The sequence below is a fragment of the Streptomyces thermoviolaceus genome, assembly GCF_045209695.1.
GTDB lineage: Bacteria > Actinomycetota > Actinomycetes > Streptomycetales > Streptomycetaceae > Streptomyces > Streptomyces thermoviolaceus.
The window spans coordinates 426,836-453,123 of the sequence record NZ_CP109280.1; the positions used below are offsets into that span (position 1 = coordinate 426,836).

At 72.8% G+C, this 26,288-nt stretch carries 19 protein-coding genes; 3 read left to right on the forward strand and 16 right to left on the reverse strand.

Annotated elements, in window-relative coordinates:
- Window positions 1–28: 28 nt before the first annotated feature.
- Window positions 29–1,450 carry a lipase maturation factor family protein gene (locus OG899_RS01970; protein ID WP_168130957.1) on the forward strand — a complete coding sequence of 474 codons (1,422 nt, stop codon included), beginning with the start codon at window positions 29–31 and terminating at the stop codon, window positions 1,448–1,450.
- 76 nt (window positions 1,451–1,526) lie between these two features.
- On the opposite strand, the gene OG899_RS01975 is transcribed toward OG899_RS01970, so the two are convergent.
- The 7 genes from OG899_RS01975 to OG899_RS02005 form a co-directional block, all read right to left on the reverse strand.
- The gene (locus OG899_RS01975; protein ID WP_125500318.1) at window positions 1,527–1,907 is read right to left on the reverse strand and encodes an SH3 domain-containing protein; all 381 of its coding nucleotides are present in this window, start codon (window positions 1,905–1,907) and stop codon (window positions 1,527–1,529) included.
- Between the two features lie 286 nt (window positions 1,908–2,193).
- A complete protein-coding gene (locus OG899_RS01980) occupies window positions 2,194–5,214 on the reverse strand; it encodes a glycoside hydrolase family 38 C-terminal domain-containing protein (protein ID WP_168130956.1) in 3,021 nt (1,006 codons plus the stop codon).
- 61 nt (window positions 5,215–5,275) lie between these two features.
- Window positions 5,276–7,297 (reverse strand): endo-beta-N-acetylglucosaminidase, encoded by a 2,022-nt coding sequence (locus tag OG899_RS01985; RefSeq protein WP_168130955.1) that lies wholly within the window; start codon window positions 7,295–7,297, stop codon window positions 5,276–5,278.
- Window positions 7,294–8,550, reverse strand: a complete 1,257-nt coding sequence (locus tag OG899_RS01990) for a cellulase family glycosylhydrolase (protein ID WP_125500476.1) — start codon at window positions 8,548–8,550, stop codon at window positions 7,294–7,296. The genes OG899_RS01985 and OG899_RS01990 overlap by 4 nt, the downstream gene beginning before the upstream one ends.
- Before the next feature lie 31 nt (window positions 8,551–8,581).
- Window positions 8,582–9,484 carry a carbohydrate ABC transporter permease gene (locus tag OG899_RS01995; RefSeq protein ID WP_125500477.1) on the reverse strand — a complete coding sequence of 301 codons (903 nt, stop codon included), beginning with the start codon at window positions 9,482–9,484 and terminating at the stop codon, window positions 8,582–8,584.
- Complete coding sequence (locus tag OG899_RS02000; protein WP_125500478.1) at window positions 9,481–10,425, reverse strand: carbohydrate ABC transporter permease; 945 nt, start codon at window positions 10,423–10,425, stop codon at window positions 9,481–9,483. Before OG899_RS02000 ends, OG899_RS01995 begins: the two co-directional genes overlap by 4 nt.
- A 6-nt stretch (window positions 10,426–10,431) precedes the next feature.
- Window positions 10,432–11,724, reverse strand: a complete 1,293-nt coding sequence (locus OG899_RS02005; protein ID WP_189343409.1) for an ABC transporter substrate-binding protein — start codon at window positions 11,722–11,724, stop codon at window positions 10,432–10,434.
- 216 nt (window positions 11,725–11,940) lie between these two features.
- On the opposite strand from OG899_RS02005, the gene OG899_RS02010 reads away from it, so the two are divergent.
- Window positions 11,941–12,987, forward strand: a complete 1,047-nt coding sequence (locus OG899_RS02010) for a LacI family DNA-binding transcriptional regulator (RefSeq protein WP_125500480.1) — start codon at window positions 11,941–11,943, stop codon at window positions 12,985–12,987.
- Window positions 12,988–13,056: 69 nt separating this feature from the next.
- Here OG899_RS02010 and OG899_RS02015 read toward each other — a convergent pair whose 3' ends face one another.
- Complete coding sequence (locus OG899_RS02015) at window positions 13,057–13,650, reverse strand: TetR/AcrR family transcriptional regulator (RefSeq protein ID WP_168130953.1); 594 nt, start codon at window positions 13,648–13,650, stop codon at window positions 13,057–13,059.
- Between the two features lie 378 nt (window positions 13,651–14,028).
- Here OG899_RS02015 and OG899_RS02020 point away from each other — a divergent pair, with 378 nt between their 5' ends.
- Complete coding sequence (locus OG899_RS02020; RefSeq protein ID WP_168130952.1) at window positions 14,029–14,385, forward strand: DoxX family protein; 357 nt, start codon at window positions 14,029–14,031, stop codon at window positions 14,383–14,385.
- 40 nt (window positions 14,386–14,425) lie between these two features.
- Here OG899_RS02020 and OG899_RS02025 read toward each other — a convergent pair whose 3' ends face one another.
- From OG899_RS02025 to OG899_RS02060, 8 genes are all read right to left on the reverse strand, one after another.
- Complete coding sequence (locus OG899_RS02025; protein WP_125500488.1) at window positions 14,426–14,911, reverse strand: GNAT family N-acetyltransferase; 486 nt, start codon at window positions 14,909–14,911, stop codon at window positions 14,426–14,428.
- A 66-nt stretch (window positions 14,912–14,977) separates the two neighbouring features.
- A complete protein-coding gene (locus tag OG899_RS02030) occupies window positions 14,978–15,151 on the reverse strand; it encodes a hypothetical protein (protein WP_125500483.1) in 174 nt (57 codons plus the stop codon).
- Window positions 15,152–15,654: 503 nt separating this feature from the next.
- Window positions 15,655–17,130 (reverse strand): SDR family NAD(P)-dependent oxidoreductase, encoded by a 1,476-nt coding sequence (locus OG899_RS02035; RefSeq protein WP_125500484.1) that lies wholly within the window; start codon window positions 17,128–17,130, stop codon window positions 15,655–15,657.
- A gap of 130 nt (window positions 17,131–17,260) precedes the next feature.
- Window positions 17,261–18,622, reverse strand: a complete 1,362-nt coding sequence (locus OG899_RS02040; RefSeq protein ID WP_125500485.1) for a wax ester/triacylglycerol synthase family O-acyltransferase — start codon at window positions 18,620–18,622, stop codon at window positions 17,261–17,263.
- Between the two features lie 431 nt (window positions 18,623–19,053).
- Window positions 19,054–21,669, reverse strand: coding sequence for a PA14 domain-containing protein (locus tag OG899_RS02045; protein WP_168130951.1), 2,616 nt, complete (start codon window positions 21,667–21,669; stop codon window positions 19,054–19,056).
- 279 nt (window positions 21,670–21,948) lie between these two features.
- Window positions 21,949–22,725, reverse strand: a complete 777-nt coding sequence (locus tag OG899_RS02050; RefSeq protein ID WP_125500487.1) for a (2Fe-2S)-binding protein — start codon at window positions 22,723–22,725, stop codon at window positions 21,949–21,951.
- A 305-nt stretch (window positions 22,726–23,030) separates the two neighbouring features.
- Window positions 23,031–24,152 (reverse strand): epoxide hydrolase family protein, encoded by a 1,122-nt coding sequence (locus OG899_RS02055; RefSeq protein ID WP_189427682.1) that lies wholly within the window; start codon window positions 24,150–24,152, stop codon window positions 23,031–23,033.
- Between the two features lie 363 nt (window positions 24,153–24,515).
- Complete coding sequence (locus tag OG899_RS02060; RefSeq protein ID WP_168130949.1) at window positions 24,516–25,784, reverse strand: transglycosylase family protein; 1,269 nt, start codon at window positions 25,782–25,784, stop codon at window positions 24,516–24,518.
- Between the last annotated feature and the right edge of the window lie 504 nt (window positions 25,785–26,288).

A 26,288-nucleotide genomic window follows, 5' to 3' on the forward strand; every position in this document is an offset into this window, starting at 1 on the left:
GAGTGGACAGCCGGGTAGCCGGAGGTCCGTGGACTGGTTCACCGTGCCCGATTACGCGATGAGCCGGCTGGTCTTCCAGCGGGGGCTGGCCGCACTGTATCTGGTGGCGTTCCTGACGGCGGCCCTGCAGTTCCGGGCGCTGCTGGGAGAGCGGGGGATGCTGCCGGCCGCCCGGTTCGTGCGGCGGGTGCCGTTCCGGCGGGCGCCGAGCCTGTTCCACCTGCACTGCTCGGACCGTTTCTTCGCGGCGGTCGCCTGGGGCGGGTGCGCGGTGTCGGCGGCGCTGCTGGCCGGGCTGCACGACCTGCTGCCGCTGTGGGGCTCCCTGCTGCTGTGGCTGGTGCCCTGGGCGCTGTACCTGTCGATCGTCAACGTCGGGCAGACCTGGTACGGCTTCGGCTGGGAGTCGCTGCTGCTGGAGACCGGGTTTCTCGCCGTGTTCCTCGGCAACGACGAGGTGGCGCCGCCGGTGCTGGTGCTGTTCCCGCTGCGCTGGATCCTGTTCCGGGTGGAGTTCGGCGCGGGCCTGATCAAGATCCGCGGGGACGCGTGCTGGCGGAAGCTGACCTGCCTGCACCACCACCACGAGACCCAGCCGATGCCGGGGCCGCTGAGCTGGTTCTTCCACCGTCTGCCGGGCCCGCTGCACAAGGTCGAGGTGGCCGCCAACCACGTCACCCAGCTCGTCGTGCCGTTCCTGCTGTTCACGCCGCAGCCCGTCGCCACGGCCGCGGCCTCACTGATGATCCTCACCCAGCTGTGGCTGGTGCTGTCGGGGAACTTCGCCTGGCTGAACTGGCTCACCGTCGTGCTCGCGCTGTCGGCGGTGCGCTTCCCCGGGCCCGCGTCGTCCGCGGCTCCGGCACCGCTGTGGTACGTGGTGGTGGTGTCGGCGGTCGCGCTGCTGATCGTAGTCCTCAGCTGTCGGCCGGTGCTGAACCTGGTCTCCCGCCGCCAGGTGATGAACCGCTCCTTCGACCCGCTGCACCTGGTGAACACCTACGGTGCCTTCGGCAGCGTCAGCCGGGTGCGCTACGAGGTGGTCGTCGAGGGCACCTGGGACGACAGCCCGGGTGAGGACGCCGACTGGCGGGCGTACGAGTTCCGCGGCAAGCCGGGTGATCCCCGGCGCTGGCCTCGCCAGTTCGCGCCCTACCATCTGCGGCTGGACTGGCTGATGTGGTTCGTCGCGCTGTCCCCGGCGTACGCGGGTGCCTGGTTCGGCGTGCTGATCGAACGCCTGTTGGAGGGTGATCGTGCCACGTTGCGGCTGCTGCGGCGCTCCCCGTTCCCGCCGGAGCGGCCACCGCGCTGGGTGCGCGCCCGTCTGTTCCGCTACCGCTACACCACCTGGCGGGAGCTGCGGCGGACCGGCGCCTGCTGGCATCGCACCTACGTACGGGACTTTCTGCCGCCGGTCCGGCTGGAGGAGGCCTCCCGCAGCGTCTGACCGGGCCGGTGCGCAGCCCGGTCGGACGCTGCGGGAGGCCGGGCCACGGCGCGTCTCGTGGCCCGGCCGGCGCGGGTCAGCAGCGGGGCACGTAGTTCTGGACGCGCCCGGTGCTCAGGTAGTAGTCGCTGACGTAGCGGGGGCCCGACGCCGTGTAGAGGCCGGCCCAGATGTTGTAGCCGTTGACGGAGGTGCCGGTCGTCCAGCAGTCCACCTCCACCTTCGTCCCGTTGGGCAGGACGTACAGGGTGGTGGAGCTGGTGCTGGGCTTGGTGTGGACCTTCAGCCCGCTGGGTGCCTTCTGCACGTAGGCGCACCAGGCCTGCGGGTCGCTGCCGAAGGATCCGCAGCGGAAGGCGTCCGCGGAGGCGGTCGGCGCCATCACCATCCCGGTGGCGAACAGCGCGGCGGCGCTCGCGGCGACGACGGACGCGGACGTCCAGCGCGTACGTCTCATGTGGTTCCCCCTGTGGTCTGCAGACCGTCCGCCGCCCCCCGGCGACGTACGGCGCGGTCATGAACACTTAAAAGGTAGGTAATCTCCGCCGGACGGCGCCTCCTCCCGAAGTAGGACACGCCGGTAAACCTGCGCGGTACTCCCCCATACGGCCCAACCGGGGGCACGCCGGCCGTCGCAGGGCCCGGCGGGGTACGGCCGCGGCACCGGTCGGCAGGGGCGGCGTGCCGCCGCCTGCCGTCCGTCCCCGGCGCCGAACGGCCGCACCCGTGCCGCAGGGCGCCTGTCAGGCGCGCCGCAGCCGCAGGGTCGTCAGCTCGAACGGCCGCAGGGCGAGAGCGATCCGGTCGCCGTCGCGGGACGGTGCCGGCGCGTCGGCGAGGGGACGCTCCAGCAGATCGGTCACCGTGACGTCGGCGACGTCGAAGCCGGCGGTCAGTGTCGCGCGGACCCGCCCGCCGTGGGCCTCGTGGAAGCGGACCACCACGTCGCCGCTGCCGTCGTCGGCGAGTTTGACGGCGGTGACGACGACGGCGTCGTGGTCGACGGCGACCAGCGGCGCCACCTCGCCCGCGCCGGTGGTGTGCCGCTCGGGCAGGTTGATCCGCCATCCCTCGCGCACCGCGTCGCCGATGCCCGCGCCCGGCACCAGGGCGTGCCGGAAGCGGTGGACGCCCTGGTCGGTCTCGGGGTCGGGGAACCGCGGGGCGCGCAGCAGGGACACCCGCACGGTCGTGGTGGTGCCGCGGTCGCCGTCGGTGCGGACGGTCCGTGTCACGTCGTGGCCGTAGGTGGAGTCGTTGACCACGGCCACGCCCCAGCCGGGCTCCTCCAGGTGCACGAAGCGGTGGTTGCACGCCTCGAACTTGGCCGCCTCCCAGGAGGTGTTGGTGTGGGTGGGCCGGAACACGTGCCCGAACTGGGTTTCGGAGGCGTATCGTTCGGCGTGCACGTCCAGCGGGAAGGCCAGCTTGAGGAACTTCTCCGTCTCGTGCCAGTCGACCTCGGTGTCCAGCACCAGCCGCCGCTCGCCCGCCGGCAGGGTGAGCACCTGGGTGACCCGGGAGGCGCCGAAGGCCCTGACGACCCGCACCGAGGCGCCGTCCTCGCCGGGGGTGACGGACTCGGCGTCGGTGAGGTCGGTGACCGTGTGACGGTAGAACGCGTCGACGTCCCAGGCGTCCCACTGGTTGGGGAAGTCCTGGTGCAGCTGGAGGAGGTTGGCGGCCCGGCCGGGGGCGATGGTCTCGCGGTCGGCCTTCAGGTCGTAGGCGGAGACCACCAGGCCGCGGTCGTCGATCTCGACGCGCAGCAGGCCGTTGTCGAGGACGTGCCCGCCGCCCTCGCGCGCGGTCAGCGTCGTGGTGCCCTCGGTGCGCGGGGTGGCCGCGCCGCCGGCCGGCACACCCGACCGCTGGTGCGGGGCCGCGTTGAACAGCAGCGGTGTGGTGCCCTCGCCGGCGAGCGCCCGCTGGGCGGCCTCGATGATCCCGTTCAGCTCCTCGGCGATGCGCCGGTAGGTCGCCCTGGCCTCGCGGTGCACCCAGGCGATGGAGGAGCCGGGCAGGATGTCGTGGAACTGGTGCAGCAGCACGGTCTTCCAGATGCGGTCCAGTTCCTGGTACGGGTAGGGGAAGCCGGTGCGCACGGCGGCCGTGGCCGCCCACAGTTCGGCCTCGCGCAGCAGGTGTTCGCTGCGCCGGTTGCCCTGCTTGGTCTGGGCCTGGCTGGTCAGGGTGGCGCGGTGCAGCTCCAGGTACAGCTCGCCCACCCACACCGACGGCTCGGGGTATTCCGCCTCGGCCTTGTCGAAGAACGCGGCCGGGGTCTCCCACGCCACCCGTGCGGAGCCCTCCAGGTCGCGCAGCCGGGCGGCCTTGGCGACCATCTCGCGGGTGGTGCCGCCGCCGCCGTCGCCCCAGCCGGTGGGTGCCAGGGAGTGCCGGGCGACGCCCTTGTCCTTGAAGTTGCGGACCGCGTGGGCGATCTCGCTGCCCTTCATGGAGCAGTTGTAGGTGTCGACGGGCGGGAAGTGCGTGAAGATCCGGGTGCCGTCGATGCCTTCCCACAGGAATGTGTGGTGGGGGAAGGTGTTGGTCTGCGACCAGGAGATCTTCTGGGTGAGCAGCCGCTTGGAGCCGGCCGCTTTGATGATCTGCGGCAGGCCGGCGGCGAAACCGAAGGTGTCCGGCAGCCAGGCCTCGTCGTTCTCGATGCCGAACTCGTCGAGGAAGAAGCGTTTGCCGTGCACGAACTGCCGGGCCATCGCCTCCGAGCCGGGCATGTTGGTGTCGGACTCCACCCACATCCCGCCGGCCGGGACGAACCGACCGTCCGCGACGGCCTTCTTCACCTTCGTCCACACCTCGGGCCGGTGCTCCTTGATCCATGCCCACTGCTGCGCCTGCGACATGGCGAAGACGAACTCCGGTTCGTCCTCCAGCAGCGCGGTCATGTTCGAGGCGGTCCTGGCCACCTTGCGCACCGTCTCCCGCAGCGGCCACAGCCAGGCGGAGTCGATGTGCGCGTGTCCGACGGCGCTGATGCGGTGGGCGGAGGGCTCGGCGGGTGCGGCCAGCACCCGGGTGAGGCAGGAACGCGCCCGCGCGGCGGTGCCGTTCACGTCCTGCAGGTCCACGGCGTCCAGGGCCCGGTCCACCGCGCGCAGGATCTCGTGGCGGCGCGGGGAGTCGGCGGGCAGCTCGGCCATCAGCTCGCCGAGCACCTCCAGGTCCATCACCAGCTGCCACACGGTCTCGTCGAACACCGCGAGATCCATGCGGGTGAGCGTGTACTGGGGCTCGCTGCCGGCGGTCTCCTTGTCGCCGAGCCGGGTGGGCAGGAAGGGGTGGTAGTCGAGGATGACGGGGTTGGAGGCGGCCTCGATGTGCAGGCGCACCTCCTCCCCGCCGGCGACGGGCGACCCGATCCGCACCCACTGGTTGCGCGGGTTGAGGCCCTTCACGGGTGTGCCGTCGGGGCGGTAGACGAGGCCCTCGCACTGGAAGCCGGGCATGTTCTCGTCGAAACCGAGGTCGAGCAGGGCCTCCACGGTCCTGCCGGCCCACTCCTTCGGCACGGTGCCGGTCACCCGGAACCAGCTGGTGCCCCAGGGGGCGCCCCAGCGGGCTCCCACCTCGATCGGTTCCGGTGCGGCGGCCAGCCCTTCGGCCACCGGCACGGGTTCGCCGGGCGCGTGCCACACCGCGACCTCGAGCGGGACGGATGCGGGATATACGGCGGGACGGATGCGCTCGTCGAGGACGCGCTTGAGGCGGGCTTCGACCAGGCGGCGGTCGTCATGCATGCGGGGTGCTCCGTAGGTGGTGCGTCAGCAGGTCGGGACGGTGGTTCAGGTCGGTGGTCGGTCACCAGGGGTGGGTGACGGCCGCGGGGGCCGACGAGGTGTACGACTCCCCCACCGCGCGGACTTCGAACCGTACGCCCCGCTCGCCCGGTGCGGGTGTCAGGCCGGTGACGAAGAACGCGCGCTGGCAGGTGCCGCCGAGGAAGCGGCGGGTGCCGTCGGGCAGCACCCGGTGCAGGGTGTAGTGGCGTACGGCGCCCGGTGCCCGGTTCCAGGCGAGCCGCAGATCACCGCCGTCGGCGGCGGTGACCCGCAGCCCGGTGGGGGCGGCCGGGCGGGTGGGGCGGTCGTGGACGGCGAGGCCCCCGAGCCGCCAGCGCACCGGTGTGCCGTCGCCGGTGGCGGTGAGCCGGATCCCGAGGGCGTGCACGGTCGCTCCCGCCAGGTCCGCGAGGCGGACGGTGGAGGTGTGCCAGCCGTCCCCGGTGACGGCCGGCACCGGCAGATACGTGTAGGGCGGTGCCGCCCCGGCCGCCGCGGGCTCGGCGGTGGCCACGGCCAGCTCGACGCGGACGGCGCCCGCGTCCGTGCGGTGGGTCAGTTCGACCACGGTGTCCGGGCCGACCGGCAGCCGGGGCGCGTACAGGTCCACCTCGGCCGGCCGGTCGAGGGCGCCGGCCACGAGGAGGCTGCTGCCGCCGTGCCAGGCGTCGGCGAAGTCGAAACCGACCGCGGGCCGCGCACCGTCGGTGCGAACCGTCCAGCGGCGCGAGGGCATCCGGTCCTGCAGGCCGAGGTGGTGCCACGGGCTGTCGGAGGTGACCTCGCCTTGCTCGTACCAGCGCAGGCCGTGCCCGGTGTTGAACACGGTGGCGAACGGCAGTGCGGTGACCGTGGACCGGTCCGCCACCGACACCGCGGGCGCCCGCCAGCCGTCGCTCGTGTCCGGGCGGGAGGGGTCGAGGGAGCGGCCGGTCCAGAACCGGTCGTCGGCGGCGTGGAACTCCTCGGGGGTGTGGCCGTCGGGCAGATGACTGCGGGTCCACTCGGGCCGGTACAGGCCGATGGAGGTGGTGTGCGGACGGTCGGCGGGCACGATCGCGTCCCAGTCCACGGGGGTGTTCCAGCCGCCGGACTCCACGTCGACGCCGGCCCACAGCTCGTAGCGGCTGCGGCCCAGGCGTTCGGCCAGGTCCCCGGAGGAGGCGAGCGTGTCCGCGGTCCAGCGGAAGTCGACGAACATGTCGTCGGCGGCCTCGAACAGCGCCTGGTTGTGCTCGTCCAGGGCGCCCTGCCAGCCGACCGTTCCGTTCACGGTCATCGCGTCGTACCAGGTCACCCGCTGTCCGCGGGCGGCGGCGAGCCGGCGCAGCTCGCGCACGAAGCTCAGCATGGCGGCGCCGAGGGCGCTGTCGCCGCCGCCGGTCTCGGCGTTGACGAACCAGCCGTCGAAGCCGTACGCGGTCGCCACGGCGACCAGTTGCGCGGCGAGCGGGTGGTGCCCGGAGGCGTCCTGCCGCACCAGGTCCCACGTCCACCGCAGCTGTCCGCCGTAGGCGGCGGGCGGCAGGAAGACGGTGCCGAGGACGGGGACGCCGTGCCGGTGCGCGGCGTCCACGACGGGCGCGTTCGGGGCGAGGACGAGGCCCTCGCCCGAGGAGCCGCCCCAGAACACCAGCTCGTCGAGGTAGGCCCAGTGGGTCAGGGCGTAGAAGTCGGCGGTGGGGGCGCCCTGGGAGGGGTTGCCGGAGGTGGGGGCGAAGGAGACCAGGGCCTGGATGCGGGCCTGTCCGGCGCGGGCGGTGGGGTTGACCGGGGTGGGGGTGAAGCGGCGGGCGAGGGGGACCGTGGCGGCGTTGAAGGGGAGGTCGGGGTCGGTGTCCGGGCTCCAGGACGCCAGCGACCGCCAGGTGACGCCGGGTGCGGGATCGCCGTCGGGCAGGGAGTCGGGGAACCAGTAGGAGGCGTACGGCTGGAGGGCGGCCGTCGCTCTCGGGGCGGCGGTGGCCGGGCGGGTGGTCAGGGCGGGCAGCAGCGCGGCCGCGGTGCCGGCGCGCAGGACGGTGCGGCGGGTGGGTTTCACGCGCGGGTGCCTCCTGACGGTGTGCCGAGTACCTGGTCGGGGGTGACGACGTCGGTGAGGCCGCGGGCGGCGAGGTGGCCGGGGTCGTCGGCCCGGGTGTCGAGGACGGTGGTGGGGCGGGCGCCGTCGGCGGTCAGCCGGAAGAACGCCTCGAAGACGTCGCCGCCGGGCGCACAGCGGGAACGGGATGCCGGGTCGGCGGGGACGACGAGGGCCGTGGTGCGCGGGGCCGGGTCGTAGGTGTGGTCGCGGGCCAGGGCGGCCAGGGTGTGCGCGATGTCCTTGGGGCGGCGGTCGTTGGTGAGCAGGCCGAGGGTGTACTCCAGCTCGGGGAAGTCGGCCAGGTCGCGGGAGACGTCGTGGGAACACCACCAGGTGATGCCCCACAGGTCCGGGCAGTCCAGGGCGGCCGCGACGGTGGCCGAGGCGAACGCGGGGGCGTGCTCGGCGGGGATCAGGGGTGCGGGGGCGCCGACCTCCTGCAGCCAGACGGGGCGGTGCGGGTCGTCCGCCCAGGCCTTGCTCAGCTCGATCAGGTAGGCGGCGTGGTGCTCGGTGGGCACGGAGGCGCGTCCGTGGCGCTGGGCGGTGCCGTTGAACACCCAGGAGTGCACGGCGGTCAGGGCGCCGTGGCGGGCGGCCTGGGCGGGGGTGAACGGCATGTCGTCCTGGTACCAGGTGGCGTCGTACTCGGCGTGCAGGTGTGTCCGGCCGGGTGCGCCCTGCTCGCAGGCGGCGAGCATGCGCTCCAGCCAGGCGTCGATCTGGTCGGAGGTGGCCCGGTCGGGGTCGGGGTGGGGGCCGGCGGAGAACTGGTTGATCTCGTTGCCGAGGGTCATGCCGAGGAAGTTGGGCCGGTCGGCGAGGGCGGCGGCGAGGGTGTGCAGATAGGCGGCCTGCCCGTCGAGGATCTCCGGGTCGGTGAACAGGTTGCGCCGGTGCCAGGTGCGGGTCCAGGCGGGCAGGTAGTCGAAGCTGGACAGGTGTCCTTGCAGGCCGTCGACGTTGACGTCGAGGCCGCGTTCGGCGGCGGCGTCGACGAGCTGCACGAGCTGGTCGACGGCGCGGGGGCGGATCAGGGCGCGGTCGGGCTGGAAGTACGGCCACAGCGCGAAGACCCGGACGTGGTCCAGGCCGAGCGCGGCGATGGAGTCGAGGTCGGCGCGCACGGCGTCGAGGTCGAAGTCGAGCCAGTGGTGGAACCACCCGTGGCTCGGGGTGTAGTTGGCGCCGAAGCGCACGGTGGAAGGCATGGGCGAGGTCCTCGGTGTCGGGTGGTGGGGGTCAGCCCTTGACGGCGCCTTCGCCCACGCCGCGGAAGAAGTACCGCTGCAGGCAGGCGAACAGGACGATGAGCGGCGCGACGGCGATGATCGTTCCGGCGGCGACGAGGCGTTCGTCGTTCGCGAAGGTGCCGTGGAGGTAGTTCAGGCCGATGGTCAGGGTGAACTCGGACGGGTCGCTGAGCACGATGAGCGGCCACAGGAAGTCGTCCCAGGCGCCCATGAAGGCGAAGATCGCGACGACGGCGAGGGTGCCCTTGACCGACGGCAGGGCGATCCTGAGGAAGCGCTGCCAGACGTTGGCGCCGTCGACCCAGGCGGCCTCCTCGATCTCGTAGGGCAGGTTGCGGAAGGCGTTGCGCATCAGCAGCACGTTCATGGCGGCGACGCTGCCGGGCAGGACGACCCCGACGAGCGTGTTGTTCAGGCCGAGTTCGCGCATGGTGGTGAACTGGGCGATGATGATCGACTCGGCGGGCACCAGCATCGCCAGGACGAAGACCAGGGTGGCGGCCCGCCGTCCGCGGTAGCGCGGCCGGGCCAGGGCGTAGCCGGCGAGAGCGGAACCGACGCAGTTGGTGACGACGTTGGCGGCGGCCACCTTCAGCGAGTTCAGGGCGTAGTCCCACACGGGGATGGTGTCGGCGACCCGTGCGTAGTTGTGCAGGGTGGGGTGGCTCGGGAGGAACCTCGGCGGGGAGCTGAAGATGTCCTCGGTGGGGCCCTTGAGCGAGGTGGACAGCTGCCACAGGAAGGGGCCGACGGTCAGCGCGAGGACGGCCAGCAGCAGCACATAGCGCAGCAGGAGTTCCCAGGTACGGATGCGGCGGCCGTGCTCGTCGGTGAGGCGGGGCCGGCGCGCGGGCGTCGCCGGGGTGCGCGGGGTGTTCTCGGTGCGGCTCACACGTCCTCCCGGCGGTCGGCACGCAGGACGAGCAGCATGAGGACCACGGTGACGGCGAAGACGACGAGGGAGACGGCGGAGGCGTAGCCGACCCGGCCGGTCAGTCCGGTGCCGGTGCGCTGCACCAGCATCACCAGGGTGGTGTCCTCACCGGCCGGTCCGCCGTCGGGTCCGGCCAGCAGGTACACCTCGGAGAACACCTTGAAGGCGGCGACCGAGGACAACGCGGCGACCAGGACCATGGTGGAGCGGACGGCGGGCACGGTGACGGTGAGGAAGCGGCGCACGGGGCCCGCGCCGTCCACGGCGGCGGCCTCGTGCAGCTCGCGCGGCACGTTGGCGAGGGCGGCGAGATAGATGATCATGTAGTAGCCCAGGCCCTTCCAGACCGTCACGGCCATGGCGCTCAGCAGGAGCAGCCACTGGTCGCTGAGGAAGCCGATCCGTCCCACGCCGACGGTCTGGAGCAGCGAGTTCACCAGGCCGCGGTCGTCCAGCAGCCACACCCAGATCAGTCCGACCACGACGATCGAGGCGACGACCGGGGTGTAGAAGGCGGACCGGAAGAAGGTGATGCCGGGGATGTTCTTCTGCACCAGCAGGGCGAGCAGCAGCGGCAGCACGACGAGGGCCGGGACGGTGCCGGCGACGTAGAGGACGCTGTTGCGCAGGCCGGTCCAGAACATGTCGTCGTGCAGCAGCTCACGGAAGTTGGCGAGCCCGACGAAGTGTCCCGGCACCAGGGTGCGGCGGTCGGTGAAGGCGTCGATCACCGTGGAGACGAACGGGTACAGCACGAAGACGGCGGTGACCAGCAGTCCGGGGGCGGCGAACAGCCAGGGGCTGGTGGGCAGGTGGCGGCGGACCCGGCGGGCCGGGCGTGCGGTGTGCCGCCCGGCCGGACGCGGCGGGTGCGTCCGCGAGACGGTCGAGAGGGCCATGGTGGGTCATCCCTGCTGCTTCAGAAGCCGGTCACAGGCCTTGACAGCGTTGTCGAGCGCCGCCTTGGGGCTCTCCTTGCCCTGCAGCGCCTTGGCGACCTCGTTGCGCAGGACGGTCTTCATCTGGTCGCTGAACAGGACGGGTGTGTAGTTGACGGCCGTCTTCAAGGACTTGGCGGCGGCGACCCGGACGCGGGTGACGTCGGTGCCGTCCTCCTTCGTGAAGTACGGGTCGTCGAGCGAGCCGGCGGTGGAGGGGAAGATGGCGACCTTCTTGGCGAACGCCATCTGGTTCTCGGCGTCGGTGACGAAGTGCGCGAAGGCGATCGCGGCCGGGGTGTGCCGGGTGGTGGCGTTCACCATCAGGCCCATCACGTACATGTTGACGTGGCCGGTGTTGCTGATCTGGTCGGTGATGCCGATGTTCTTGTACAGGCTCGGCGCCTGCTTCTTGAAGTTCTCCAGGTCGAGCGCGCTGCCGGGATTCATGGCGACGGCGCCGGTGAGGAACTTCTTGCCGGTGGACTCCGGGGTGGCGGTCAGGGCCTGCGGGTCGAGGGCCTTGGCGTCGTACAGCTGCTTGTACTTGGTGAGCAGTTCGACACCCTTGGCGTCGTTGAAGGTGAAGGCCGTGCCGTCCTCGTTCATCAGCGAGGCGCCGTAGCGGCCGAAGTCCTCGATGGTGGGGACGTTGCCGAGGGTGGCGACCCTGCCGTTGCTCTGCTTCGCCATCCGCAGGGCGTCGGCGAAGAGTTCGTCGTAGGTCGTCGGCGGCTCGTCCGGGTCGAGACCGGCCTCTTCGAACAGCGCCTTGTTGTAGAACATCGGCCCGGTGTTCAGGTACCAGGGGAAGGCGTAGGTGCCGGGCAGGCCGGGTATCCGCTGGCCGTCCCAGGCGCCGGGCAGGTACTCCTTCTTGTACTGCGCCGCCGTCTTGTCCAGGTCCGTCGCCAGGCCCGCCTTGGCGAGCGGGGCGAGCAGGTCCGGGGAGACGTTGACCACGTCGGGCAGGGTGCCGGCGGCCGCGTCCGCGCTGATCTTGTCGGCGTACCCCTCGGCCGGCTGGTCCACCCACTTCACATGGGTGCCCGGGTACTTCTTCTCGAAGTCCGCGATCAGGCCCTCGAAGTAGTCCTTGTAGTTGGCACGCAGATTCCAGGTCTGGAAGGTGATGTCGCCCTCGATCCTGCCGGAGGCGTCTGCCGAGCCGCCGCCGTCGCCCCCGGAACCGCAGGCGCTCAGCGGCAGGACGAAGGCGGTGAGGGCGAGGGCGGTGAGGGTTCTGCGGGACATGGGCACGGTGACACGGCTCCCTTGCGGTGTCGGCGGCGGGGTGTCGGAAAGGACCATGCACGCCGTGCGAGAGAAAAGTCAATGCATTCGCGGGAGGAAAGGCCGCGGATCCACATCTACGCAGGTCAGACCGGTAAGCCGGAACACTTGTCAAGCTGACTAATGCGCTTTAGGGTTGGGACACTCAAGCGCTTTAGCGATCGCCACCGAGAAAGGGGGATCATGCCGGCCAAGCGCTCACCGGCACGCCGGCCGACCATGAAGGACATCGCGCGCCGCGCCGGTGTCTCCGAGAGCGCTGTCTCCTTCGCCCTCAACGGCCGGCCGGGCGTCTCGGAGGTCACCCGCGAGCGGGTGCGCCGGGTCGCCGAGCAGCTGGGCTGGCGGCCCAGCACGGCCGCTCGCGCGCTGTCGGGTGAGGGCGCGGCCACGATCGGTTTCGTCCTGGCCCGGCCGGCGCACACCCTCGGGGTGGACTCGTTCCTCCTCCAGCTCATCTCCGGCATCCAGGAGGTGCTGGCGGAACGTCACCTGGGTCTGCTGTTCCAGGTGGTGGAGGACATCGCCGACGAGTGCGCGGTCTACCGCAGATGGTGGGCCGAACACCGGGTGGACGGCGTGCTCGTGGTGGACCCGAGGACCGAGGACCCGCGTCCGGCGCTGCTGGACGAGCTGGACCTGCCCGCCGTGGTGATCGGCGGCGCGCCCGACGAGCGGCATCCGCACCTGTCCACGGTGTGGGCGGACGACGCGGGCGCGATGGCCTCGGTGGTGGAGCGGCTGTACGGGCTCGGCCACCGGCGCATCACGCACATCGCGGGCCTGGCCGGTCTCGCCCACACCCAGCGCCGCATCCGCACCCTGCGGGCCGAGGCCGAGCGGCGCGGGCTGACCGGAGTGGAATCGGTGACCACCGACTACTCCGACGCGGAGGGCGCCGCCGTCACCCGCCGGGTGCTGTCCTCCCCCGCTCCCCCGACGGCCCTGATCTACGACAACGACGTGATGGCCCTCGCCGGTGTCGCCGCCGCCACGGAGCTGGGTTTCTCCGTGCCGGCGGATGTGTCGGTGGTGTCCTGGGAGGACTCGGCGCTGTGCCGGATGGTGAAGCCGTGGCTGTCGGCGCTGTCCCGGGACAGTGCGGAGTTCGGCCGCACCGCCGCCCGCGAGCTGACGGCCCTGCTGGACGGCGGCCCGGCCCGCACGGTACGGGTGCCGGTGCCGCGGCTGACCGAACGGGAGAGCACGGGTCCGGCCCGGCCGGCGTGACGGCCCCGGAGTGCTTGTGGCGGAGTGACGCCCCGCCGGAGATGCGGCGGGACCGCCGCGGACGCGGCGTCAGCTGCCGCTGCGGGAGGGCTGCCCCGCCTGCTCGCCGAGCATGAGAGGAACGATCCGGTCGCGGATCTCCTGGGCGGTGGGCGGGCGGGCGTGCAGCAGCAGATGCAGGATGATCAGCGCGGGGCCGACGTCGGCGCGTTGCTCCAAATCCGGTACGTCCCCCACGACGCGGCGCAGCCGGTCGCGGTGCCCCTGACGCAGCGGGACCAGCTTCGCCTCCCGTACGGCCTCGGCCAGCTGGGGGTCGCTGTCGGTGAGCACGGACGCCAGGAGCGGCTTGCCGCGTTCCGCCAGGGCCTCGGCCAGCGCGTCGAGCCCGGCCAGAAGATCGGCCATGGGGTCGTCGGTCCGCGGCACGTCCAGGTCCGTGACGGCGCCGCGCAGCGCCTCCAGCACCAGCGTGTTCTTGTCGGGCCAGCGACGGTAGAGGGCGCCCAGGCCGACGCCGGCGCGTCGCGCCACATCGGCGACCCGGAGTCCCGCATAGCCCCGCTCCTCCAGCAGGGTGCGGGTGGCGCGCAGGGCGGCCTCGCCGACGGCGGGATCGAAGGGGCGTCCGCGGGGTTTCGTCGCAGCCTCCGTGTCTCCCATGCGGGGAATCTTAACGGAAACCTTGATTTCCGCCATACGGAGCCTTATAACGGAAATCGACACTTCTGTAATGCGATCTCCGGGCCCGTCGTGGCCCGTGACGCCCGGCCGGCCCGCCGGGTGCATCGGGGGAAACCGCAGCTCACCGGACGGCGCGCTCCGTCACCGGTGTCGCCCGATCTCGGGCGCTGCGGGCCGTTCGGCGCACTCGGCGCCGGCGTCCCGCCGGGCCGCGGCTTTCCCGTGAGACCGCCGACACCTGCACGCCCCTGGTCCCGAACTGCCGTATCCGCGCCGTCGGGGCCGTGCTCGCCGTGGACGGCGGCCCGACCGCCTCCGCGCCGTGATCTTCGTCGTTCCGTGAAGGAGGCGGTTGCCGTGCACTACACCTTCGTCGGCCTGTCCATCGGACTGGCGGCGCTCTTCGTCATCACCGGCTCGGCCAAGCTTCTGCGCGCCCCGTGGACGCTGGCCGCCGCACGCCGTCTCGGCTACTCGGTGAACGCCTTCCGCGTCATCGGCGCCCTGGAGATGGCCGCCGTGGTGGGCCTGTTGGCGGGTCTGCTGTGGGCGCCGCTCGGCATCGCGGCGGCCGTCGGGCTGGTGGCGCTGCTCGTCGGCGCCGTCGTCGCCCACCGCCGCGCCGGGGACCCGGTGCGGGCCGCGGTCCCCCCGGCCTGGCTGGCCCTCGCCTCCGCGGCGGCCGTGGTGACGGGCCTGCTGTCCCTGTCCTGACGTGGCGACGGCGCCCGCCCCGGACGCCGCGCCGAGGGGGCTATGCGAGGTCCTTGTACATGATGTGCAGGCCGACCGGGCCGTGACGGGGATGGTCGTAGGCGCGCGGCACCGTGCCGAGGATCCGGAAACCGAGCGAAGTCCACAGCGCCACGGCCGGGTTGGTCTCCACGACGGCGTTGAAGACCATCGCGCGGTAGCCGTCGGCCCGCGCGGTGTCGAGGACGTGCTCGGCGAGGGCACGGCCGACGCCCCGGCCGCTGCGGTCGGGGTCCACCATGAAGCCCGCGTTGGCGATGCGGGCCGCGGGGCCACCGTAGTTGGGCTTCAGATACGCGGTGCCGAGGACCGCTCCGGTGTCGTCCTCGGCGACGAAGACCCGCTTGCCGGGCCCCGTCCACAGAACCCGGGCGTCCTCCTCGGAGGTGTCCGGGTCCCAGGTGTAGGTCTCTGCGGCGGCCACGATGCGGTGCCAGATGGGCCAGATGCGCGGCCAGTCCTCGTCGGTGGCCTGTCTGATCAGCACGTTCGGCATGGGCGCGAGTGTGGCACGCCCATGCCGTCACCGGTTGCGGAGGGTGCCTCCGCAGGGTCAGTCGACGCTCTGCAGGATGTGCGGTTCGGCGAGATCGTCCTCGTAGCCTGCCAGACGGATGGGGGCGGAGCGGGCCCACACGTCGAGGCTGCCGAGTTCACCGGGCCGACGGCCCGGGCGCTCAGTGGTCTCCTTGGGACGCTGGTCGTGCTTCGTCTTCTCCGGTGTCACCGCGCACTCCTCATGTGTCGGTCACCCTCGGGGCGCTCGCCGCCAGTCGTCTTCGCGGCGCCTGGCGTCCGTTGGGGGTCGGATCGGCTGCTGGTCGGACGCGGTGGCGCCGGCGACTGGGGCGAACAGGCCGTTGTGCACCGGCTCTCCCCGGGACGGACCACGGGTGTGGATGGGAACCCTGCGCTGCTGTCCGTCCTCCCCAGATTAACCAAATGAGCGCGGCCGCGCTCGATAGCGCTGCGAAGAGTAGGTAACTATCTGGAGTCGGAACAGCACAGAAGGGTCGATCCACCCTGAATGTCACCGCAGTTGCGGCACGCTTTCACCCGTTCGGCGGACACGGCCTCGGTTCCGGGCCGCAGACCGCACGGTCGACCCGCTGCCGGGCGGCCCGGAACCTCACACAGACTCACGCGCCCGGGCCCGCCGCGGCCATGTTCGTGTGCGGGCACCCGGCGCCTTTGTAGCCGCGCCGACGCGTGCGGTCCCCTGCCGGGCGGTCACCACTTGCCGGGCGCGTAGTCCTTCAGGAAGACGCCGTACAGGTCCTCACCGGCCTCGCCGCGCACGATCGGGTCGTACACCCGGGCCGCGCCGTCGACCAGGTCCAGCGGTGCGTGGAACCCGGCCTCGGCGAGGCGCACCTTGTCCGGGTGCGGACGCTCGTCGGTGATCCAGCCGGTGTCGACCGCCGTCATCAGGATGCGGTCCTTGTCGAACATCTCCTGGGCGCTGGTGCGCGTCAGCATGTTCAGGGCGGCCTTGGCCATGTTCGTGTGCGGATGGCCGGCGCCCTTGTAGCCTCGCCCGAAGACACCCTCCATGGCGGAGACGTTCACGATGTACTTGCGGCGGGCCGGGGAGGCGGCCATCGCCGCGCGCAGCCGGCTGATGAGGATGAACGGCGCCGTGGAGTTGCACAGCTGCACCTCCAGCAGCTCCACGGGCGTGACCTCCTCCACCGTCTGCACCCAGCTGTTCGTGTCGTGCAGGTCGGGCACCAGGCCGCCGGCGTCGACGGCGGTGCCGGCCTCGATCCGCTCCAGGGCGGCGGAACCGGACACCAGGGCCAGCTCGGTGACGTCCTGGGCGCTGAGCGCGCCGGAGGCGGCACCCGGCAGCGCGGCGATCGCACCGGAGTTGAAGGTGCCGATGACCTCGGACGCGGGCAGCTCACCGGCGGGCAGCGGCGCCGACTCGGCGGCGACCAGTTCGCTGTAGGCCTGCGGGGAGCGCCGCACGGTCTGGGCGGCATTGTTGATCAGGATGTCGAGCGGGCCCTCGGCGGCGACGGAGTCGGCGAGGGCGACCACCTGGGCGGGGTCGCGCAGATCGATGCCGACGATCTTCAGCCGGTGGATCCACTCGTCGCTGTCGGGCTGGGCCTTGAAGCGGCGGACGGCGTCGTTGGGGAACCGCGTGGTGATCGTGGTGTGGGCGCCGTCGCGCAGCAGCCGGAGCGCGATGTACATGCCGATCTTGGCGCGGCCGCCGGTGAGCAGGGCACGCCGGCCGGTCAGGTCGGTGCGGGCGTCCCGCTTGGCGTGGTTCTCGGCGGCGCACGTCGGGCACAGCTGGTGGTAGAAGTAGTCGACCTCGACGTAGCGGGTCTTGCAGATGTAGCAGGAGCGGGGACGCTGGAGTATCCCCGCGATCTTCCCCGGCTCGACCCGGGAGGACGGCAGGAGCCCCGCGGTCTCGTCGTCGATGCGCCGGGCGGAGCCGGTCGCGGTGGCCTCGGTGACCGCCCGGTCGTGCGCGGTCTTGGCGGCGCGGCGTTCCTGGCGGCGGCGCTGCTTGACCATCCGGTACAGGTGCGAGGTCGCCCGGCGCACGGTGATGGCGTCGGGGTGGTCGATCTCCAGCCGGTCCAGTTCCTTGATGACGTCCAGGCACACGGCGAGGCGCTCGGGATCGATGCCGGGCCCGTACGCCACCTCGTCCGTGGCCGCCGAACCGTCGTCTGTCACCGTCATCGCGCTGCCGTTTCCCCTGCTCGTCGCCGCGGCGCTCCCTTCGCGCACGCTGTCGAGCGGGGAATTTTACGGCAGCGCCACGGCGTCGCGCCAAACGCGCGTGGGCCCGGGGCCCGTGCCCGCCGGCTGCTCAGGGGCCGCAGACGGTGATCAGTGTCTCGGTCTCCTCGTGGAAGGCGTGGGCGAGCCGGGCCAGGTCGGGGACGGCCTTGCCGTCGACGACGAGCCCGTAGTGGACCCGGCCGCGGTAGGTGGAGACGGCGACGGCCAGGGACTGGCCGCGGGCCAGCGGGGCGAAGGGGTAGACCTCGGTGAGGGGGTGACCGCCGAGCCTCAGGCCGAAGCCGGGCAGCGGCACGCTGGTGACCAGGATGTCGAACCACAGGCGGGCGGCCTGGCCGACGAGGGGTCCGCCCAGCCGGTAGCCCAGGGCGGGCACGTGGTCGGCGAGCAGGGCGACCGCGCCGGCGCCGCGGTGGGGGCCGGCGTCCTTGTTGCGGTCCATGGCGGTGCGCACGGCGGTCAGGCGGCGCACCGGGTCGGCGACGCCGACGGGCAGTTCCATCAGGTAGCCGGAGAGCCGGTTGCTCTGCGGGTGGGCGGTGCGCGGACGGCGCCGGGCGACCGGGATCAGGGCACGCGGCGCGACCTTGTCGATGCGTTCGCCGCGCTCCTCCAGCCAGCGGCGCAGGGCGCCGGCGACCAGGGCGATCAGGACGTCGTTGACGGTGCCGCCGACGGCCTTGCGGATCAGGTGCACGTCGTCGAGATCGAGGACGACGCCGGCGGTGCGGCGGGTCCCGGTGGGTTCCGCGGTGAGCGCGGGGGTGGGCCGGGTGGCCAGGGTGGAGCGGGCGACGCAGGCGCCGATGTCGAGGGCGCGTCCGACGTCGGACAGGGCGCCGCGCAGCTTCCCCGGCAGCTTGCGCACGTCGGGCAGCAGCCCGCGGGACGGCTCGGCGGGCCGGGGTCGGCGTTCGGGCAGGTCGACGGGGTCCAGGACGGCGGCGGCGAGGGTGAGGGCATGCAGACCGTCGGCGAGGGCGTGGTGGAACTTGAACAGCACCGCGAAGCGGACGCCGTCCTCGCCGGGCAGCACATGGGCTTCCCACGGCGGGCGGTTGCGCTCCAGGGGCCGCTGCATGAGGCGGCCGGCCACGGCGTGGAAGTCGGTGACGGGGGCGTGCAGCCGGACATGGTCGAGCGGGTCGAAGCGCGGGTCCGGTTCACGGGTCGCGCCGCCGAACGGGAGCGGTCGGCGCAGGCCGTGCACGAGCGGCCGCCGCAGGTCCAGGGGGCGCCACACGTCGCGGATGCGCATGCGCAGCCCGGGCACGGCCGCTGCCCGGGCGGCGAGCAGGTCGGCCGCATGCGCCCCGGCGGTGGGCGACCGGCCCTCGAAGACGCCGAGCGCGCCGAGGTGCATGGGGTGGTCGGCGGACTCGATGTTCCAGAACGCCAGATCGAGGGGAGCGAGCAGGTCAGCGGTCAAGGGCTTGCCTCGCATCGACGGGGATGAACCTGAAGTCAACCGCGCGCACCGGATTACGTTCAAGTACGATCAGGCTACGCTCAGTTAGCTACAGATTAAGTGCCGGACCGGGCAGGGAGCGGGAGCCGAGGTCACTTCGGCACCGGTGGCGCACCGCCCGCGGCCGGGCGGCCGTCCCCGGGTCTCTGCCGCACCACGTCCAGCCCCCGTGAAGGGACGCACCGGCCCCCTGCGTACGGACGCACCGGCCGGCGCGCCTCTCCGGCCGGTGCGTGGTGCCGTACGCCGTGGATGCGCCGGCGGGGCGGTGACTGCGGATGCCGGTCACCGCCCCGCCGGGCGGCAGGCGGGCGCCCCGCCGGAGCGCCGGGGTCCGCCCGTGCGGGCGCCGGGCTCACCGGGCGTCGCCCGCCGGACGCGGATGCGACGGGTCAGACGGCCGGGCAGCCGGCGGGTGTGGCGCGCGAGGCGTCGCGGATCAGCGCCTGCTGGGCGGCCCGTACCCGGTCGACGTCCGGCTTGAGCACCGCACGGTCGTAGGTGAGCAGACCGTTCAGCTCGCCCTCCACGTCGCTGATCTGGGTGTAGACCGCGCCGTTGCTGCCGCGGCACACCAGTGCCCGCACCTCGTCCAGCTTGGCCAGGTAGTCGTCGGTGTAGGTCGCCGGGTCGACGTCGACGTAGCTCTGCTGCACCGACCAGGCGTGTCCGGGCACCGCCAGGCCCAGTCCGCCGTACTCGCCGCTGACCAGGGCGCGCTTGCCGTCCGGGTGCGGCGGCAGGGCGGGCGAGGGGTAGCCGTGCTCGTCGAGGATGTCGCCGGCGCCGCCGTCGTTGCCCAGGTTGATGCCGGACATGCCGTTGATCAGCCGACTCGGGTCCCAGCTCTTGGCCTGCTGGGCGATGCGGGCCTCGTCGTACTGGCCCCAGCCCTCGTTGAAGGTGACCCACATGACGACCGACGGGCTGCTGATGTGCTCGTCGATGATCTCCTTCATCTCCCGCTCGAACTCGGCCCGGGCCGCGGCGGACGGGGTGACGCCCGCGGTCGTCGACGGGATGTCCTGCCAGACCAGCAGGCCCAGCCGGTCGGCCCAGTAGAACCAGCGGTCCGGCTCGATCTTGATGTGCTTGCGCACGGCGTTGAAGCCGAGCTGCTTGTGCACCTTCAGGTCGTAGGCCAGCGCCTCGTCCGTGGGCGCGGTGTACAGGCCGTCGGGCCAGAAGCCCTGGTCCAGGGTGGCCATCATGAAGACGGGCTCGCCGTTGAGGAGGGTGCGCGGCACGCCGTTCACGTTCTCCACGGCGACGGAGCGCATGCCGAAGTAGCTGCCGACCTCGTCGGCGCCCACACGGACCTTCAGGGTGTACAGGAAGGGGTCGTCCGGCGACCACAGGTGCGGATCGCGGATCGTCAGGGTCAGCGGGCCACCGGTGCGGCCGCGGACCGTGGCCGCCTTCCGCTTGCCGTCGTACGCCGTCGCCGTGACCGGGAGGCCGTCGCGGACGCCCTGGACCTCGATGCTCAGCGTGCCGTGCGCGACGTCCGGGACGAGCTCGAGGGAGCCCACGTGGTCGGGGGCGACCGGCTCCATCCACACCGTCTGCCAGATGCCCGAGGTGGGCGTGTACCAGATGCCGCTCGGGTCCAGGCGCTGTTTGCCCAGCGGCGGGTTCTCGCCGTCCGCGGCGTCGGTCGGGTCGTGGACACCGACGATCAGCTCCTGGGTGCGGCCGGGCACGAGCGCGTCGGTGATGTCGGCGCTGAACTTGTCGTAGCCGCCCTGGTGTTCGGCCACCTTGGTGCCGTTGACGTAGACCTCGGCCTTCCAGTCCACCGCGCCGAAGTTCAGCTGCAGCCGCTTGCCGTGGCCGATCCTCCAGTCGGCCGGGACGGTGAAGGTGCGCCGGTACCACATGCGGTCCTCGTGCCGTTCGATCCCGGAGAGCTGGGACTCCACCGGGTACGGGACCAGGATCCGCTCGGGCAGGTTCCTGCCCACCGGCGGCTGCTCACCGGCCTCGGCGGCGGCGAACTGCCAGCGGCCGTTGAGGTTCTGCCACTGGGTGCGGGTCAGCTGCGGGCGCGGGTACTCCGGCAGGGCGTTGTCCGGGCCCACCTGGTCGGCCCACCGGGTGCGCAGCTCGTAGGTGGAGCGGTTGGGGCCGCTGCTGAAGAAGGCGCCGACCGGGTGACCGTCGGCGGAGGCGAGACCGCCCTGGCCGTCGTAGCGCACGTCGGCGGTGCCGCGGGCGGTGCCGGTCTTGTTGCCGACCACCGGCTCCTTCAGCTCCACCAGCACGGCACGCGGGTCGCCGGCGTCCGGGCGTGCGTCGCCCAGCGGCCAGGTGGCGCCGCCGATCACCGCGTTCAGGTGGTCGGTGAGGGAGGCGGGCGGGGCGGCGAGCTTCTGCGCGAAGTCGAGCTTCAGGGTACGGCCGTCGCCGAGGACGGTGGCCGCGATGGCACCGTCGTAGGCGTAGCCCTCGGGCAGCAGGAACGCCGACTGCGGGACGGGTTCCTTGGTGCCGCCCGGCTCGGTCCAGCGCACGTGCAGGTTCGAGCCCCCGTAGTGCTCGAAGTACTCGACCTTGATGTCGTAGGCCCGGCCGGCGGTCAGCTCCACCGGGGCGGAGGTCTGCTCCACGTCCCAGTCGTCGACCCAGTGGTCGATGACCAGCGAGCCGCCCACCCAGAGGCGGAAGCCGTTGTCGGCGGAGACGGAGAAGGTGTGGGCGCCGGTCTTCTCGGGCACGAGCCGGCCGGTCCAGCGGACGCTGACGTCGTCGGACTGCCCGGTGGTGGCGGCCAGGCGCGGTTCGAGGTCGTCGAAGTCGAGGGAGGGGTCGAAGGCCGTGGCCTTCAGCTCGTGGAAGTCGAAGGCGCCGGGGGCGGACTGGGTGTAGTACTCGCCCTTCAGCCCGTGCACCTCCACGGGGTCGTCGGCGAGGTCGGCACCGGCGGCGGGTGCCGAGGTGAAGGCGGCGAGACCGAGCGCTCCGGCGAGCAGCAGCGCCAGCCGGTCTCTGAGACGAGTCGTGCGCACGCATCCTCCTGGAGGGAAGGAAACTGGCGGCTTGTGTGCCTGCCCGGTTGCGGGTTTGTTCGTTCCGGTGTGAAACAACGTTGTCATGGGCAGCACAGGGATGACAGCACGGATTCGGGCGCGCGTCCAGGGAACTGACGAAAGCGGGGGGTTGCGGGGTGGCCGGTGATACGGACCGGGATGCCTGAGGCGGGCGTGCCGCGCACCCCTGGGGACACGTCGGCCCGCGCCGCGTGCCGCTGCGAGGCGTGAGGGAGCCGGGCGTGAGGGAGCCGGGCGTCAGGGAGCCGGCGTGCGCGCGGGGCGGGGGAGGCAGCAGTCCCCGCAGTACCCGCCTGCGGGGATCCGGTAGTACAGGCAGCAGCTGCGCCGCCGGAACCCGGTGAGGGAGCCGGGCGCGGCGAAGGTGCCGGTACCGGCGAGCAACGGGTGGGCGAGGATCTCTGCCGCCAGCACGCGGACGCGCTCGGCGGTGTCCGGGCGCCCTTGCTCGCTCGCCCGGCCGACGAGCTGCCGCGCCGCTCCCACCAGGGCCGAGGCGGCGTTGCCCCACAGCAGGCCGGACGCCGGCCGGTACCGGGCGCGCACGGCCGCGTTCAGCGGTTCCAGGTGGCCGTGCAGGACCGCCTCGGCCACGGCCTCCGCGTTCCCGTCCGCTCCGGGGCGCACCACGGTGAGCCACAGGTCGCCGGGGGCGCTGCCGGCCGGGTCCCAGCGCAGCAGCCGCGGATCGAGGTCGGGCAGCCGCCCGTACCGGACCGCGCAGCCCAGCGCGACCGACCACAGCCGGGCCGCGAGCGCCTGCTGCGCCACCGATGCGGCCACCCGCACCTCGGGGGCGGCCAGAGCGTCGGCCACCCGGCGGACCCGGTCGGCGAGGGCGTCCCGGGACCCGGCCGGCGGGACGGCGTACGCCTCGGCGAGCGTGGGCAGCGGTGCGCCGGGCGGGGCACCCGTGCGCAGCACGAAGAACCCGCCGAGGAAACGCAGCGCGGCGAGCCCGGGGTCGAGTGCGGAGGCAGCGGGGGCGGAGGGCCGGTCGTCGTCGAGATCCACGGGAGCAGTGGTATCAGGCGGGCACCGGGCGGGGTGCGGTGGCCCTGCGGCAGGCGGGGTTCCGTGCGGCGACTGTGCGCCGGGTGGGGTGCGGGCGACGGTCGTGCGCCGGGCGGGGCGCGGGCGAGGCGCGTGCGCCGACCGCGCTCGGGCGGGGTGGGAAGTCCAGGGCAACGGACCGAGCGCATCCGCCGCTTCGGCGCACGCTCCCCCACGCACTCGACCGCACTCGACGCTCGGCACCCGGCCTGCGGGGCGCAGCCCGGACAGTCACCGGACACCGGACAGTCAGCGGGGCCGGACAGTCAACGGAACAGGCGGAAGAACCCGCGCACCTGTTCGACCAGCGACTCCGGCTGCTCCAGCGCGGCGAAGTGGCCGCCCCGCGGCAACTGCTCGTACCAGCGCAGGTCGGTGAACCGCAGCTCGGCCTCCCGCCTGGACGGGCGGGTGATGTCGCGCGGGTAGACCGACAGCCCGGACGGCGCGGTCACCTTGTCCCGGAAACCGGCGAAGCTCTCCCAGTACAGGCGCGCCGACGACGTGGCCGACGCGGTGAACCAGTAGACCGAGATCTGGTCGAGGATCGTCTGCCGCGACAACGCGTCCTCGGGATGGCCGTCGTTGTCCGTCCACGCCCAGAACTTCTCGGCGATCCAGGCGGCCTGCCCCGCCGGGGAGTCGGTGAGGCCGTAACCGAGCGTCTGCGGCCGGGTCGCCTGGATCGCCGAATAGCCCCGGCCGGTGCGCTGCATCTCCTTCTCGGCCTGGCGGTTCGCCAGCTCCGCCGGCGTCGGGTCGTCGAACGCGCCCGCCGCCACGGAGCCCATGTTCACGTGCACGCCGGCGACCCGCTCGGGCGCCACCTCGCCCAGCGCCGCGGACACCGCCGAACCCCAGTCGCCGCCCTGCGCGCCGTACCGCTCGTACCCCAGCGACACCATCAGCGTGTCCCAGGCGCGCGCGATGCGCCTGACGCCCCACCCGGTCGTCGACGGCTTGTCGCTCCAGCCGTATCCGGGCAGCGACGGCGCGACCACGTGGAACGCGTCCGCCGGGTCGCCGCCGTGTGCGCGCGGGTCGGTCAGCGGTCCGAGGATCTCCAGGAACTCGAGCACCGAGCCCGGCCATCCATGCGTGATCACGAGTGGGAACGCGTCCGGCTCCGGCGAGCGTACGTGCAGGAAGTGGATGCCCAGCCCGTCGATCGTGTCGCGATACTGCGGGAACGCGTTCAGCCGATCGGCGAACCCGAAGTCGTAGTCCTCGGCCCAGCTGCGGCACAGCTCCTGCGCGTACGCCAGCGGCACACCCTGTGACCAGTCGTCCACCGGCTCGCGCTCGGGCCACCGTGTCCGTCGCAATCGTTCGCGCAGGTCCGCGATCTCGGCTTCGGTGATGCTGACCTGGAACGGCTCGGCGGACATGGCAGGCTCCTCTCTGGTCGGGGCGTCATCGGATCGGGTGTGGCCCGGGTGCCCACCGGGACGGCCTGGACGCCGGCGAACAGCACCGGCACCTGCCTCCGCCGGGCCGGGCGGCCGACCGGCAGCCGGCCGCCCGGCGGAACAGTGAGCGGTGAGCGGTGTTCGCGGGCATGCTGCTGTCGCAGGCCGCATACCGCAGCGTCGGGCCGACGGCCCCGCCGACGGCCCCGCCGGCGACGCTGACGGTGGTCGGCCCGGCCCTCGGTCACCGGTCCGACCCGCTGTCCGCACCCTCGTGCGCCGGGGGCCGGTCCACGAGGGTGCCGGCCCCCGACCGCCGCCCGCTGGGTCCGCGCAGCCGCGTCAGAGCCTGACGCCGCCGGCCCGGAGGTAGGCCACCGGGTCGATGTCCGTGCCGAACCCGGGCCCGGTGCGCACCTCGAAGTGCAGATGCGGGCCGGTCACGTTGCCGGTGGCACCCGAGCGGCCGATGCGCCGGCCGGCACCGACCGTCTGCCCGGCCTTCACCGAGATCGCCGACAGATGCCCGTACTGGCTGTACCGGCCGTCCTCGTGCCGGATCACCACCTGGTAGCCGTAGGCACCGCCCCAGCCCGCGCTGACCACGCGCCCGGCGGCGACGGCCTGCACGGGGGTGCCGGTGGGCACCTCGAAGTCCACACCGGTGTGGTAGCCCTTGGACCAGTGGGCGCCGGCGGCCCGGTACCCCGTGCCGATCGTGGCCCGCACGGGCGCGGCGAGCCGGTGCGCGGTGGTGGAGCGGGAGCTGCGCGACGAGGACGTCGCCTTGCGGGTGTCCGTCGCGCGCTCGGCGGTGGTGCCGGACGTGCTCGTGCCGGAGGTGCCCTTGGTGCTGTGCCCGGCGCCCGACGACCGCTCGGTTCCCTTCGTGGTCCCGGACGCCCGCTTGCCTCCCGTGGTCCGCGTGGTCTCCAGCGACAGCCGCTGGCCGGGCAGGATGAGATCCGGGTCGTCGCCGACCGTGGCACGGTTGGCCTCGTACAGTCGCTGCCAGCCGCCGCGCACCCGCTGCTCCTCGGCGATCCCGGAGAGCGTGTCGCCGCGGACCACCGTGTACATCTCGGTCCGGCCGGCCCGCGACTGCGGCGTGGTCTGCGGCTTGACGTCGTGCGTGTCACGCACGGTCGCCGCCTCGGACCCGGAGGCGGTGGGCTTCTCCTGTCGTACGACCCTGGCGGTCCCGCCGTCGGGGTGCACGTCGGGTGCCGGGCCGCCTCGGGTCAGGCCGGCGCGCCGCGAGCACACCGGCCAGGCACCGGGTCCCTGCGCGTCGAGCACCTTCTCCGCGACGGCGATCTGCTGCTCGCGGGTGGCCAGGTCCGCCCGCGATGCGTACTTGGTGCCGCCGAACGCCTTCCAGGTGGACAGGCTGAACTGCAGACCGCCGTAATACCCGTTGCCGGTGTTGATGTGCCAGTTCCCGCCCGATTCACAGGCGGCGACCTTGTTCCAGGTGGCGGCGTCGGCCGCGTGGGCGACGTCCGCGCCGACGAGCGGCAGCGCGATCCCGGCGCCGCCGGCGGTGACGGTGAGCGAGACGCGGTTGATCCTGTTCGGCTGGTACCGGCGGTGCCGGCCGCGTGCGGCCATGTCGTCGAGCCCCCCTTGCCGTGTGTCAGGAGAGGCCAAAAGCTATTCGCCGTGAAAAGGCCGTGACAAGAGCGCACCAGGTCGCTTCACCGCATCAAGCGGCCGCCGTCGACGGCTTGTTGCACGGACCGGCGCACCGGGGAGGCCGACGCACCCACCCGGCCGCGGGCCGCGTCCGGAGGCACGGAGCCGCGGAGCCGGAGCACGCGCCGGGGAGCCGACCGCGACGGATGTGCGGCGACCGCATCGGCGCGTCACGATGGTCGCAGCCGGTCTCGCGACGGACCATGGGTGACCGCGGGCTGGCACGGACGACGACCGGGGAACGCCGGAGGCATCCGGAGACCGGAACCACCGGAGATCTCCGAAGGCAGGAGCCACCGGAGGGCTCCGGAAGGAGGACAGCCGACTGCCCGGCAGGCTCGGCAGGCCCGAAAGCGGCCGGCTGCCCCGCCGGCTGCGAGGGCGGACGGCCGCCACGGACGACGACCGGAGGGGGGCAGC

Excerpts from the sequence above, each read along its gene's own strand:
- OG899_RS02010 (WP_125500480.1), top strand. The coding sequence starts at position 11,941 with ATGCCGGCCAAGCGCTCACCGGCACGCCGGCCGACCATGAAGGACATC.
- OG899_RS02060 (WP_168130949.1), bottom strand. The coding sequence starts at position 25,784 with ATGGCCGCACGCGGCCGGCACCGCCGGTACCAGCCGAACAGGATCAAC.
- OG899_RS01980 (WP_168130956.1), bottom strand. The coding sequence starts at position 5,214 with ATGCATGACGACCGCCGCCTGGTCGAAGCCCGCCTCAAGCGCGTCCTC.
- OG899_RS02000 (WP_125500478.1), bottom strand. The coding sequence starts at position 10,425 with ATGGCCCTCTCGACCGTCTCGCGGACGCACCCGCCGCGTCCGGCCGGG.
- OG899_RS01975 (WP_125500318.1), bottom strand. The coding sequence starts at position 1,907 with ATGAGACGTACGCGCTGGACGTCCGCGTCCGTCGTCGCCGCGAGCGCC.
- OG899_RS02035 (WP_125500484.1), bottom strand. The coding sequence starts at position 17,130 with ATGACGGTGACAGACGACGGTTCGGCGGCCACGGACGAGGTGGCGTAC.
- OG899_RS01990 (WP_125500476.1), bottom strand. The coding sequence starts at position 8,550 with ATGCCTTCCACCGTGCGCTTCGGCGCCAACTACACCCCGAGCCACGGG.
- OG899_RS02055 (WP_189427682.1), bottom strand. The coding sequence starts at position 24,152 with ATGTCCGCCGAGCCGTTCCAGGTCAGCATCACCGAAGCCGAGATCGCG.
- OG899_RS02015 (WP_168130953.1), bottom strand. The coding sequence starts at position 13,650 with ATGGGAGACACGGAGGCTGCGACGAAACCCCGCGGACGCCCCTTCGAT.